Source organism: Providencia sp. PROV040 (assembly GCF_032706145.1).
GTDB lineage: Bacteria > Pseudomonadota > Gammaproteobacteria > Enterobacterales > Enterobacteriaceae > Providencia > Providencia hangzhouensis.
This window is the reverse complement of sequence record NZ_CP120530.1, coordinates 668,039-680,648: the sequence shown is the minus strand read 5'-3', so window position 1 is coordinate 680,648 and position 12,610 is coordinate 668,039. Positions and strand designations below refer to the sequence as shown.

Sequence of the window (12,610 nt, the reverse complement as noted above, 5' to 3'; positions counted from 1 at the left end):
CACAAAAACACTTCAATGGTAAGGAGGTGATCCAACCGCAGGTTCCCCTACGGTTACCTTGTTACGACTTCACCCCAGTCATGAATCACAAAGTGGTAAGCGCCCTCCCGAAGGTTAAGCTACCTACTTCTTTTGCAACCCACTCCCATGGTGTGACGGGCGGTGTGTACAAGGCCCGGGAACGTATTCACCGTAGCATTCTGATCTACGATTACTAGCGATTCCGACTTCATGGAGTCGAGTTGCAGACTCCAATCCGGACTACGACGTACTTTATGAGTTCCGCTTGCTCTCGCGAGGTCGCTTCTCTTTGTATACGCCATTGTAGCACGTGTGTAGCCCTACTCGTAAGGGCCATGATGACTTGACGTCATCCCCACCTTCCTCCGGTTTATCACCGGCAGTCTCCTTTGAGTTCCCGACCGAATCGCTGGCAACAAAGGATAAGGGTTGCGCTCGTTGCGGGACTTAACCCAACATTTCACAACACGAGCTGACGACAGCCATGCAGCACCTGTCTCAGAGTTCCCGAAGGCACTAAAGCATCTCTGCTAAATTCTCTGGATGTCAAGAGTAGGTAAGGTTCTTCGCGTTGCATCGAATTAAACCACATGCTCCACCGCTTGTGCGGGCCCCCGTCAATTCATTTGAGTTTTAACCTTGCGGCCGTACTCCCCAGGCGGTCGATTTAACGCGTTAGCTCCGAAAGCCACTCCTCTAGGGAACAACCTTCAAATCGACATCGTTTACAGCGTGGACTACCAGGGTATCTAATCCTGTTTGCTCCCCACGCTTTCGCACCTGAGCGTCAGTCTTTGTCCAGGGGGCCGCCTTCGCCACCGGTATTCCTCCACATCTCTACGCATTTCACCGCTACACATGGAATTCTACCCCCCTCTACAAGACTCTAGCTGACCAGTCTTAGATGCCATTCCCAGGTTAAGCCCGGGGATTTCACATCTAACTTAATCAACCGCCTGCGTGCGCTTTACGCCCAGTAATTCCGATTAACGCTTGCACCCTCCGTATTACCGCGGCTGCTGGCACGGAGTTAGCCGGTGCTTCTTCTGTCGGTAACGTCAATCGTTGATGATATTAGCATCAACGCCTTCCTCCCGACTGAAAGTACTTTACAACCCTAGGGCCTTCTTCATACACGCGGCATGGCTGCATCAGGCTTGCGCCCATTGTGCAATATTCCCCACTGCTGCCTCCCGTAGGAGTCTGGGCCGTGTCTCAGTCCCAGTGTGGCTGATCATCCTCTCAGACCAGCTAGGGATCGTCGCCTAGGTGAGCCATTACCTCACCTACTAGCTAATCCCATATGGGTTCATCCGATAGCGCAAGGACCGAAGTTCCCCTGCTTTGCTCCTGAGAGATTATGCGGTATTAGCTACCGTTTCCAGTAGTTATCCCCCTCTATCAGGCAGATCCCCATACATTACTCACCCGTCCGCCGCTCGTCAGCGAGAAGCAAGCTTCCCCTGTTACCGCTCGACTTGCATGTGTTAGGCCTGCCGCCAGCGTTCAATCTGAGCCATGATCAAACTCTTCAATTAAAAGTAGCTTGATGCTCAAAGAATGTTTACTGTCGTATGTCTTCTTGCGAAAACATATTACCTATTAGTTCATATATATGAATTAACGTGTTAGTCACTCTTCAAGACTTAAAATCAAATATTTTTTTGATAGTGTCCTGTGAGTGCCCACACAGATTGTCTGATAAATTGTTAAAGAGCGTTGCGACTAAATCTTTTGATTTTCGAACCCAACTTCGTGAGTCAGGTCGTTGTCGCGAGGTGTCGTATAATACGTTTTTTATTTAGAAAGTCAAGCGTTTATTTTTAACTTTTTTCTTTCTCACCTCTGTTATCACTGGGTTATGAAGTTTTCTTCTAACCGGTTTGTCGTGACAACGGATGCGCATTATAGGGAGTCGAAAAATTCTCGCAAGTGTTTTTTTGATTTATTTTACCAAGCGATGATTTATTAAACAAAAAACGTAAAATAACTACATTTTGTTGAAATTACGACCTACAAACTATCAAATTCAGTTGCGAATTCGGCTACCTTTTCCCAATTAGTATATTCAACTTCTGTTTTTGGATCGGTTGGGCCATCCGTCATTTTCATAATTAGGCGGATCATCATTCTATCAAACCATGTATAACGAGGGTAAAACAGTGCGCCGGCAAAAACAGATTTCAATGTTGGCTTCCAAGGGCACGCTTCTAAAAACTTCCGCGTATATGCGTTAGTTTCTACTGTATTCTTACCTTCTTTTCTTGCCGTCAAATTCACAGCAAAAAAACCTGTTTTCATTGAGTTCAATTGATTTTGATGGGAGGTCACAAAGCGTTGTAGTTTTTTATTGAAATGCCCATAACGAATGGATGCTCCTACCAATACTTTATCGTAACCTGATAAATTAAGCTGTTGGTCAGTATTTAAATCACGAATATCGCATTCACGACCTGAATTCCTCAGTTGTTCCGCTATTTTTAAAATAATTTTTTTAGTTTGCCCATCCGTACTGGAATGTAAAAGTAAATAGCTCATTATTGTTCCTAGATTATTATCATTTCTATATAGGTAATATTATTTATTAATGGCGCTCGACTATTCACGCCAAAAAGTGGGTGTCAGTAACACTAATAAAGTGAAAACCTCTAAGCGCCCAAATAACATAGTCACCACTAAAATCCATTTCCCAGTTGGGTTCATTGATGTGAAGTTATCTGCGACAGTCCCAAGACCTGGTCCCAAGTTATTGAGTGTGGTCGCTATTGCTGAAAACGCAGAAAACTCATCAACACCTGTTGCGATCAACAACAATAAGCTAACGACAAAAACAAGTGCATAGGCAGAAAAGAACCCCCAAACGGCTTCAATTATTCTTTCTGGTAATGCTCTTTGCCCCAGTTTGATTGTGTAGACTGCATTAGGATGAACTAAGCGTTTTAACTCACGTGAACCTTGTAAGAAAAGTAACAAGATACGAATAACTTTTAACCCACCACCTGTCGAGCCTGCACACCCCCCAACAAATGCAGCACATAATAGAAGCATTGGTAAGAAAAGAGGCCATCCTGAAAAGCTATCCGTTGTAAAACCAGCCGTCGTTGCCATTGAAACAACCTGGAAGAAGGCTTGGTCAAGCGTTTGACCAAAACTACTATAAACAGAATGAAACATAAGCACTAAAGTACAAATGACCACTAAGACAAATTGGAAACTTATGAACATTCTAAATTCGGGATCGCGCCAATAAATTCCCAAACTACGTCCGGTTAATACAGCAAAGTGCAAACCGAAGTTACAACCGGAGATAATCAGGAAAATACCAATAATAGTATTAATTGCAGGGCTGTTGAAATAACCAATACTGGCGTCATGAGTTGAAAACCCACCGATAGCAATGGTTGAAAAACTGTGAGAAATGGCATCAAAAACATCCATTCCGGCTATCCATAAAGCCACCGCACAAGCAATTGTGAGTAGAACATAGATAAGCCATAATGTTTTTGCCGTCTCTGCAATACGAGGGCGCATTTTATTGTCTTTCAAAGGACCCGGCATTTCTGCGCGGTATAGCTGCATTCCCCCAACGCCCAAAAGCGGTAAGATTGCAACTGCGAGTACAATTATCCCCATCCCCCCAAGCCATTGAAGCATTTGCCGATAAAACAAAATAGCTTTGGGCAAGGAATCAAGCCCTGTTAGCGTTGTCGCACCAGTTGTAGTCAAGCCTGAAAAAGATTCAAAAAAAGCATCAGTTACCGAAAGATTGGGTCTTTCCGAAAAAATAAACGGCAATGCCCCAACGCTTCCCAGCACAGTCCAAAATAAAACAACAATAAGAAAACCTTCTTTTGCTTTAAGTTCGTGCCGGCTATTACGGGTTGGTAGCCACAAAAAAAGGCCAATTAGCAAAGCAGTGACAAAAGTCTGGCTAAAAGCTCGCCCTGCACCATCTCGATAAATTAGCGCAACAATACCAGGAATAACCATGGTAAAAGAAAAGATGATGACAAGCAGCCCGACTATACGGGTTATTGCACGAAAATGCATTCGGCAGGTTCCTTGATAAAACTGTTTACTATTCCGATTCTGGCGTGAGCGTTAAGGCTCCACGACTTACATCGCGTAATTTATCATTGACCTCCTGCTCAAGAGTAGCAGGAATTGCAATTTGTAAAGAGACAGTTTCATTATAATCACTGTGCAAAACCGTGCCATTCACTTGAACAAGCAGTTGTTCAATTGCATTAATCAATGAATAGTCACACTCTAAGTTAAAGATTTTTTGTGGTACTTTTGTCTTTGTGGGTAATATTTTTAATGCTTGCTGGGCACCATTTCCATAGGCTTTAACGAGCCCCCCCGTCCCTAGCTTTATTCCACCAAAATAACGCACGACGACACAGGTAACCTCCCCTAGGTTGCTACCTAATAGTTGCGCCATAATGGGCTTTCCTGCTGTTCCTGTCGGTTCCCCGTCATCAGAGAACCCTAACTTTTGTGAATCATCAGGCCGGCCAGCAACAAATGCCCAGCAATGGTGCCGGGCATCTGGGTATTGAGTTTTAATTGATTGAATATAATCTTTTGCCGCTTCAATACCATCTGTATGAGCTAAATACGTAATAAATTGGCTTTTTTTGATCTCTTCTGTAAAAGAAATAGTTTCAGCCGGTATTAAATAAGGTTTCATTAACGTAAATGTAAGTCTCGAGTCATATTTTCAATACGATTTGCGTGGATCACAATATTATCTTCAATACGAATACCACCGTAAGGTTTGAAGAACTCGATTTTATCCCAATTAAAGTGCTGGCTAAACTCCCCATTTCTCCATTCAGATAATAGAGATTCAATGAAGTAGAGCCCAGGCTCGATAGTTAACACCATTTTAGGTTCTAAAACACGAGTACAACGCAAGAATGGATACATTTTAGGAGCCGCGAGATGTGTACCACTGTCATCTTGCATAAAACCAGCAGCATCATGAACTTGTAAACCAAGCGGATGCCCTAAACCGTGAGGCAAAAATGGCGTTGTTAAACCACTTTCCACCATTGACTCTTCACTAATACCTTTAATAATATCATGTTTAGTCAGTATCTTAGCAATTCTATGATGCATATCTACATGATAGTCTGTGTAGCGTACACCCGCCTTGATTGTATCAATTAAAGCGAGCTGTTCCGTATTGGCATCCGCAACTAATTCAGCAAATTCATCTTTCCCTTTTGCAGCATAAGTTCTCGTAATATCAGCAGCATAACCGTTATATTCAGCACCTGCATCAATAAGAAAGCTGCGTAATTCGTTCGGTACCGTTTGCTGTAGTTTAGTGTAATGCAATACAGCTGCATTTTCATTCAGTGCAACAATGTTACCATAAGGAACATTGGTATCTCGATGCCCGGTTGATTGTAAATAACTGATATTAATATCAAACTCACTCATTCCTGCGCGAAATGCTTCAAGAGCAGCGAGGTGCCCATTTACAGCCATTTTTTGCGCTTCACGCATGCAGTAAAGTTCATAATCTGTTTTATAAGAACGATGATAATGATAGTAATCTAAAACAGGTTTGGGATTGATATTATGTAGCGAAATCCCTAATGACTCAGCCCTTGCAGTTGCAGAACCAATATAAGCCACATTTTCTTTCGGTAGACTTGCTAGGAAGGTTTTAATGTCATCTGCATTTTTTAAATGGATTAACTCAATATCTTTGGTCCAAAAACTGTTCGGCAGTGGTTCAACACTATGCCAATAATCAACAGGTGAATAAAACCATAGCTTAGGCTTATTTACGCCATCAACTAATAACCATGAATGTGGAACATCAGTAACAGGCACCCACGCTTTGAAATGAGGATTAACTTTAAAAGGATAGTCGCTATCATCAAGAAAGATGCGTAGGGGTTCACCTGAATGAATCAATATGGCATCTAATTTGCTGCGCTGTAAAACTTGCTGAGTTCTGTTTTGTAACGTTTTAATGTGTTCAGCGTAGAGTGCAGTCAGTTTTTCCATTTCTTTCAACCTTTCAGCATTAATTAGAAAAATCAAGCTTACCACGTTCTGTTATTAACGGATATGCACTCTGTTGCAAACCATAATTAACCAATTGATATATAATATTTTTATCATTTAAATCATTAATTATTTCGCTTAATTGCTGTGACCAATCTTCCATTTTTGTTATTAAAAGTTTGCAATTACTTAACATTCTAGTCACACTCACCCCATCTGGTCGTACCAGATAACACTACCACGTAGAGGAGAGCAGAATGCTTTATCAAAGTGACACTATCTATATTCAATGGTTGAAACAAGGGATTGCAGAACTGGTTTTTAACTCACCAGGGCCAATTAATAAATTGGATACCCACACCGTTGCTTCACTTGATGAAGCCGTGTCTGTTCTTGAGCAACAAACCGAGCTGCAAGGTGTAATTTTCCGTTCTGATAAACCCGCTTTTATTGTTGGCGCTGATATCAAAGAGTTTCTTTCACTCTTTGAAGCGTCAAAAGAAACACTAAGCGATTGGTTGCACTACGCTAATAGTATTTTTAATCGCATTGAAGACCTACCTGTTCCAACGATTTGTGCCATTAATGGCTATGCATTAGGTGGTGGCTGTGAATGCATTTTATCCACTGATTTTCGCATCGCTTCACCTGATGCTCGAATTGGGCTTCCTGAAACAAAACTTGGGATCATGCCTGGCTTTGGTGGTTCCGTTCGGCTTCCTCGATTAATTGGTTTGGATAGCGCATTAGAAATTATTACTGCGGGTAAAGATGTCGATGCCTCCCAAGCTTTAAAACTTGGCCTGATTGACGCGGTTGTTAATACAGAAGCTCTTGCACAATCAGCACTGCAAGTCATTGAATCTGCAATTGCAGGGGCCTTCAATTGGCAAAAGAAACGCCAACCTAAACTTAGTCCTCTACAATTGAAACCTATTGAGCAAACAATGAGTTTCAATGTCGCTAAGGGGATGGTGTACAAGGTTGCAGGCAAACACTATCCAGCGCCTATGACTGCTGTAAATACGATTGAAAAGGCAGCAAATTGTACTCGTGATGAGGCCTTAAAGCATGAAACAGCTGCATTTGTTCCTCTAGCGCATAGTGATGTTGCACGTGCTTTAGTGAATATTTTTCTAAATGACCAACAAGTTAAGTCAAACAGTAAAAAAATCGCACAACATGTTGATATTCCAACGCATGCTACCGTATTAGGTGCAGGGATTATGGGCGGAGGCATTGCTTATCAATCTGCCAGTAAAGGCATGCCGGTCTTAATGAAGGATATTAATGTTAAGTCATTAGACTTAGGGATTGAAGAGGCACAAAAGCTATTAAATAATCAATTTGAACGTGGAAAAATCACCGCAGCGAAAATGGCGGCAACCTTATCATCTATTCATCCCTCATTATCTTACAACGGGGTGGAAAATAGCCAAATCGTCGTTGAAGCCGTTGTTGAGAACCCGAAAGTCAAAGCCGCTGTATTATCTGAAGTTGAGTCCTTAGTAACAAGTGAAACTATACTGGCTTCAAATACATCAACCATTCCAATTTCAACCCTCGCAAAATCACTAAAACGTCCAGAAAATTTCTGCGGTATGCACTTTTTTAACCCAGTGCATCGGATGCCATTAGTGGAAGTTATCCGAGGAGAACAAACTTCTGATAACACTGTTGCCAAGGTTGTTGCCTACGCCAATAAAATGGGGAAAACCCCTATTGTTGTCAATGACTGCCCTGGCTTCTTTGCTAACCGGGTACTTTTTCCTTATTTTGCAGGCTTTAATTTACTGCTACAAGATGGAGCTGACTTTAGAGAAATAGACAAAGTCATGGAAAAAGAGTTTGGCTGGCCAATGGGGCCTGCTTATCTTCTTGATGTTGTTGGTATTGATACTGCTTTTCATGCAGAGCAAGTTATGGCTCAAGGTTTTCCTGAACGAATGGGGAAAAAAGGCAAAAATGCCATCGATGTGATGTATGAACAACAACGATTTGGCCAAAAGAATGGCCAAGGGTTTTATCAATATGAAAAAGATAAAAAAGGGAAACCGAAAAAAATTGATGACCCTCGAGCTGATGAATTACTTGCGACTATTTGCCCAACAAAGCGTACTTTCACCAAAGAAGAAATTATTGCTCGAATGATGGCTCCTATGATTAACGAAGTTGTTCGTTGCTTAGAGGAAGGTATTATTCAGAGCCCTTCAGATGCAGATATTGCTTTAGTTTATGGTTTAGGCTTTCCACCATTTAGAGGAGGGGTGTTCTGCTATTTAGATACCTTAGGCAGCCAGTCTTACTTAAAAACGACGGAATCTTTACAGCATTTAAGTCCTCTATATCATGCACCTAATGGCTTAAAAGAAAAAGCGGCTACCAATGCAAGATATTACCCACAGCCACCTGTAGTGGCGATTGATGTCAAAAAAGTTGCGAGAGGTTAATTTTATGGAAAATGTCGTCATTATTGATGGAATACGTACACCAATGGGCCGTTCAAAAGGTGGGGTATTTCGCCATGTTAGAGCTGAAGACCTTTCTGCACACCTCATGAATGCAATTTTTGAACGAAATCCAAACGCAAGTAACAAAGAATTGGATGACATCATCTGGGGTTGTGTTCAGCAAACACTGGAGCAAGGGTTTAATATTGCTAAAAACGCAGCATTACTCACGGATATACCTCATACGGTTCCTGCCGTTACAGTAAATCGCCTTTGTGGTTCATCAATGCAAGCAATACATGATGCGAGCCGGTTAATTATGACGGGTGATGCTAAATCAGTACTCATTGGTGGAGTGGAGCATATGGGTCACGTACCAATGACTCATGGTATAGATTTCAACCCTAAACTGACTTTACGAGTTGCTAAAGCCGCAGGCGCTATGGGACTGACCGCTGAAATGCTTGCCAAAATGTATAAAATTAGCCGAGAAGAGCAAGATGCATTTGCATTGAGATCCCACCGACTTGCAGCCCTAGCAACGGAAAAAGGGAAGTTCAATAACGAGATCGTTCCAATTAATGGCCATGATGCCACAGGTAACCTCATTTCAGTAAATTATGACGAAGTGATTCGCTTTGATGCAAGCTTGCAAGGTTTAGCAGCTCTTCGCCCTGCCTTCGACCCCGTTAGTGGGACGGTGACCGCAGGTAATTCATCTGCTCTATCTGACGGTGCGTCTGCGATGTTACTGACTAGCGAAAGTTATGCCACGCAACAAGGAATTAAACCACGAGCTAAAATACGCGCAATGGCCGTTGTTGGTTGTGATCCATCAATCATGGGATTTGGGCCTGTGCCAGCAAGTGAGCTCGCGTTAAAGCGCGCAGGACTAACTTTAAATGATATTGATATTATTGAATTAAATGAAGCTTTTGCGGCACAATCTATTGCATGTCTAAAAGGCTTGAAGCTATCAGAGAACCAATTAGATGATAAAGTAAATCTCAGCGGAGGGGCTATTGCACTTGGCCATCCTTTGGGATGTTCAGGAGCAAGAATTTCAACAGCTTTACTTAATCATTTAGAACAAAACGATAAACAGTTTGGTTTAGCCACCATGTGTATCGGGTTCGGCCAAGGTATAGCCACAATTATCGAACGAGTTTAACAATTTATTTTTAGTTTTCGCAAACATTGTATTTTGTCGATGTTCCCGCCTAGTCAGGGGCGGGTTTTTTTTGCCTCTTTCAAGCCAAATATCCACAACAAGTTTAACCCTCATAGTTCGGATTATCGATAGGCGGCAAGTGAATGAGACCCTAGGAGCATACAAAAGTATGTGACTAGGGCGAATGAATGAAGCCAACCCCCTCTACAACTTGAACTAGCCTGTTTTCACGCAAAAGCCATAACAAGTTTAACCCTCATAGTTCGGATTATCGATAGGCGGTAAATGAATGAAACCCTAGGAGCATACAAAAGTATGTGACTAGGGCGAATGAATGAAGCCAACCCCCTACAACTTGAACTAGCCTGTTTTCACGCAAAAGCCATAACAAGTTTAACCCTCATAGTTCGGGTTGTAGGTAGGCGGCAAATGAATGAGACCCTAGGAGCATACAAAAGTATGTGACTAGGGCGAATGAATGAAGCCAACCCCCTACAACTTGAACTAGCCTGTTTTCACGCAAAAGCCATAACAAGTTTAACCCTCATAGTTCGGATTATCGATAGGCGGCAAATGAATGAGACCCTAGGAGCATACAAAAGTATGTGACTAGGGCGAATGAATGAAGCCAACACCCCTACAATTCGAACTAGGACGGGTTAAATGAATTCATAAGCATCACCGAATAACTGCTCCGGTTTACCTCCGCGCTCATTACAAAACCGTTCTCTAGCTATTTTCGCCATTTCAAAACGGCCTGCAATATAGATATCATGGCCTGATAAGTCACCGAAATCTTCTAGCACTGCACTCAGAACCGTTCCTGTTCTGCCTCGCCATAGTTCATCTGGTTGCTCTACAACTGGTGTGATCTTTAAATTAGGATAGTTTTCACTAAGAGCCTGTAATTCGCCAAGATCGTATAAGTGCTCCAATTGACGACCACCCCAATAGAAAGTGATATCACGATTCGGGTTTTCAGCTAAAGCCGCAAGCAATACTGAGTGGGTATAGGAAAAACCTGTTCCACCAGCAATTAAGATCATGGCATTACTGCTATTTTCTCGAAACCAAGCTTTACCATGTGGGATGTCGATATCAATACGTTTTTGATCCAAAATTCTATCCATTACTGCCATTGCATATAGATTGATTTCAGAAGCACCGATATGTAACTCAATAGTTTCTTTATTGTGAGGAGTTGAAGCCATTGAAAATGGTCGTTTGTCACGCTCATCCATCACGACCATTAAATATTGGCCTGCTTTAAAATGAAAAGGACCATCTGGCAACAAAATCACCCGATAAACCGTATCCGTGATAGATTCAACAGATGTTACTTTACAGCTTAAAGTTGCCATGGTTTCCCTCTTATTTTTTGTCAAAAATATTTAATTGTTCCCAAATATCATCAATGCGAGATTTAACGCTCTCTGTCATTACGATAGGACGCCCCCATTCACGATCTGTCTCACCCGGCCATTTATTGGTGGCATCAAGCCCCATTTTTGAACCCAGCCCAGACACAGGGGAAGCGAAGTCGAGATAATCTATTGGTGTGTTTTCCATCATCACGGTGTCACGGGCAGGATCCATCCGAGTTGTAATTGCCCAGATAACATCTTTCCAGTCCCGTGCATTAATATCGTCATCACAAACAATAACAAACTTAGTGTACATGAATTGGCGCAGGTATGACCAGACTCCCATCATGACTCTTTTAGCATGTCCTGCATATTGTTTTTTCATTGTTACGACGGCAAGACGATACGAGCACCCTTCAGGAGGAAGATAAAAATCAACAATTTCAGGAAATTGTTTTTGAAGAATGGGAACAAGGACTTCGTTTAACGCTTCCCCTAATACTGCGGGCTCATCTGGTGGCCTTCCCGTATAAGTTGAATGATAAATTGCATCACGACGCTGAGTCACATGAGTCACAGTAAATACCGGGAAACTGTCTATTTCATTATAATAACCGGTATGGTCACCATAAGGGCCTTCAGGAGCCATTTCACCTGGCTCAATATACCCTTCTAAAATAATTTCAGCGCCAGCGGGAACTTCAAGGTCATTCGATATGCATTTAACAACCTCGGTTTTATTACCACGCAATAACCCCGCAAAAGCATATTCTGACAATGTGTCAGGAACCGGTGTTACCGCGCCTAAAATGGTTGCTGGGTCTGCACCCAGGGCGACTGCAACAGGAAATTTTTCACCGGGATGCGCTTGGCACCATTCTTGAAAATCCAGAGCGCCACCGCGATGAGACAACCAACGCATAATAACTTTGTTTTTTCCAAGAACTTGCTGACGATAAATACCTAAGTTTTGCCTTTCTTTATGTGGGCCTTTAGTCACTGTCAGCCCCCATGTAATTAATGGAGCGGCATCTTCAGGCCAACAATGCATAACTGGGATTTTTGTAAGGTCAACGTCTTCACCGGCCCAAATTTGTTCCTGACAAGGCGCAGAGCTTAGCCGTTTTGCAGGCATATTTAGCACTTGCTTGAATTTTGGTAGTTTATCGAAAAGGTCACGAAAGCCTTTCGGAGGATCGGGCTCTTTCAGAAAAGCGAGTAATTTGCCTACATCATGTAATGCTTTTATGTCTTCTTGCCCCATCCCCATTGCAACACGTTTAGTTGTTCCGAAAAGGTTACACAAGACTGGCATGTTATAGCCTTTGGGATTTTCAAATAATAGGGCCGGTCCCCCTGCTCTTAGTGTGCGATCTGCAATTTCAGTCATTTCCAAATAGGGGTCGACTTCCATTGTAATGCGTTTTAGCTCGCCTTGTTTCTCAAGTTGCGAGATGAAATCTCTAAGGTCACGGTATTTCATTATCTTCTTTTACTGTTACAGAGGGAGTCCCATTATAAGACGTCCGGCCAAGGTTACAAGTTACTGTCTATACCCTTAATCCTTCAAGTTACAG

9 protein-coding genes and 1 rRNA gene are annotated in these 12,610 nt (G+C 42.4%); 2 read left to right on the top strand and 8 right to left on the bottom strand.

Annotated features, from left to right (window positions below; all coding sequences use genetic code 11):
- Window positions 1-19 precede the first annotated feature (19 nt).
- From P3L40_RS02945 to P3L40_RS02920, 6 genes are all read right to left on the bottom strand, one after another.
- A 16S ribosomal RNA gene (locus P3L40_RS02945) occupies window positions 20-1,559 on the bottom strand.
- 475 nt (window positions 1,560-2,034) lie between these two features.
- Entirely contained in the window at window positions 2,035-2,559 is a 525-nt protein-coding gene (gene hemG / locus P3L40_RS02940; RefSeq protein WP_004260786.1) for a menaquinone-dependent protoporphyrinogen IX dehydrogenase, read from the bottom strand.
- A gap of 60 nt (window positions 2,560-2,619) precedes the next feature.
- On the bottom strand, window positions 2,620-4,071 hold the full coding sequence (trkH, locus tag P3L40_RS02935) for a Trk system potassium transporter TrkH (RefSeq protein WP_004260787.1): 1,452 nt from the start codon (window positions 4,069-4,071) through the stop codon (window positions 2,620-2,622).
- 28 nt (window positions 4,072-4,099) lie between these two features.
- Window positions 4,100-4,714 (bottom strand): IMPACT family protein, encoded by a 615-nt coding sequence (locus tag P3L40_RS02930; RefSeq protein WP_094961383.1) that lies wholly within the window; start codon window positions 4,712-4,714, stop codon window positions 4,100-4,102.
- Window positions 4,714-6,048, bottom strand: coding sequence for a Xaa-Pro dipeptidase (gene pepQ, locus P3L40_RS02925; protein WP_036958305.1), 1,335 nt, complete (start codon window positions 6,046-6,048; stop codon window positions 4,714-4,716). The genes P3L40_RS02930 and pepQ overlap by 1 nt, the downstream gene beginning before the upstream one ends.
- Window positions 6,049-6,067: 19 nt before the next feature.
- Window positions 6,068-6,253: a hypothetical protein gene (locus P3L40_RS02920; protein WP_136134425.1), complete on the bottom strand. Its 186-nt coding sequence runs from the start codon at window positions 6,251-6,253 to the stop codon at window positions 6,068-6,070.
- Between the two features lie 52 nt (window positions 6,254-6,305).
- Here P3L40_RS02920 and fadB point away from each other — a divergent pair, with 52 nt between their 5' ends.
- Together fadB and fadA are read left to right on the top strand one after the other, a co-directional pair.
- Entirely contained in the window at window positions 6,306-8,498 is a 2,193-nt protein-coding gene (gene fadB / locus P3L40_RS02915) for a fatty acid oxidation complex subunit alpha FadB (RefSeq protein WP_210852980.1), read from the top strand.
- A 4-nt stretch (window positions 8,499-8,502) separates the two neighbouring features.
- Entirely contained in the window at window positions 8,503-9,669 is a 1,167-nt protein-coding gene (gene fadA, locus P3L40_RS02910; protein WP_036958307.1) for an acetyl-CoA C-acyltransferase FadA, read from the top strand.
- A gap of 659 nt (window positions 9,670-10,328) precedes the next feature.
- Here the strand turns inward: fadA and fre are convergent.
- Both fre and ubiD read right to left on the bottom strand, forming a co-directional pair.
- Window positions 10,329-11,030: an NAD(P)H-flavin reductase gene (gene fre, locus P3L40_RS02905; RefSeq protein ID WP_036958308.1), complete on the bottom strand. Its 702-nt coding sequence runs from the start codon at window positions 11,028-11,030 to the stop codon at window positions 10,329-10,331.
- 10 nt (window positions 11,031-11,040) lie between these two features.
- Entirely contained in the window at window positions 11,041-12,516 is a 1,476-nt protein-coding gene (gene ubiD, locus P3L40_RS02900; RefSeq protein ID WP_004260801.1) for a 4-hydroxy-3-polyprenylbenzoate decarboxylase, read from the bottom strand.
- Between the last annotated feature and the right edge of the window lie 94 nt (window positions 12,517-12,610).

Excerpts from the sequence above, each read along its gene's own strand:
- P3L40_RS02930 (WP_094961383.1), bottom strand. The coding sequence starts at position 4,714 with ATGAAACCTTATTTAATACCGGCTGAAACTATTTCTTTTACAGAAGAG.
- pepQ (WP_036958305.1), bottom strand. The coding sequence starts at position 6,048 with ATGGAAAAACTGACTGCACTCTACGCTGAACACATTAAAACGTTACAA.
- fadB (WP_210852980.1), top strand. The coding sequence starts at position 6,306 with ATGCTTTATCAAAGTGACACTATCTATATTCAATGGTTGAAACAAGGG.
- ubiD (WP_004260801.1), bottom strand. The coding sequence starts at position 12,516 with ATGAAATACCGTGACCTTAGAGATTTCATCTCGCAACTTGAGAAACAA.
- trkH (WP_004260787.1), bottom strand. The coding sequence starts at position 4,071 with ATGCATTTTCGTGCAATAACCCGTATAGTCGGGCTGCTTGTCATCATC.
- fre (WP_036958308.1), bottom strand. The coding sequence starts at position 11,030 with ATGGCAACTTTAAGCTGTAAAGTAACATCTGTTGAATCTATCACGGAT.
- hemG (WP_004260786.1), bottom strand. The coding sequence starts at position 2,559 with ATGAGCTATTTACTTTTACATTCCAGTACGGATGGGCAAACTAAAAAA.
- fadA (WP_036958307.1), top strand. The coding sequence starts at position 8,503 with ATGGAAAATGTCGTCATTATTGATGGAATACGTACACCAATGGGCCGT.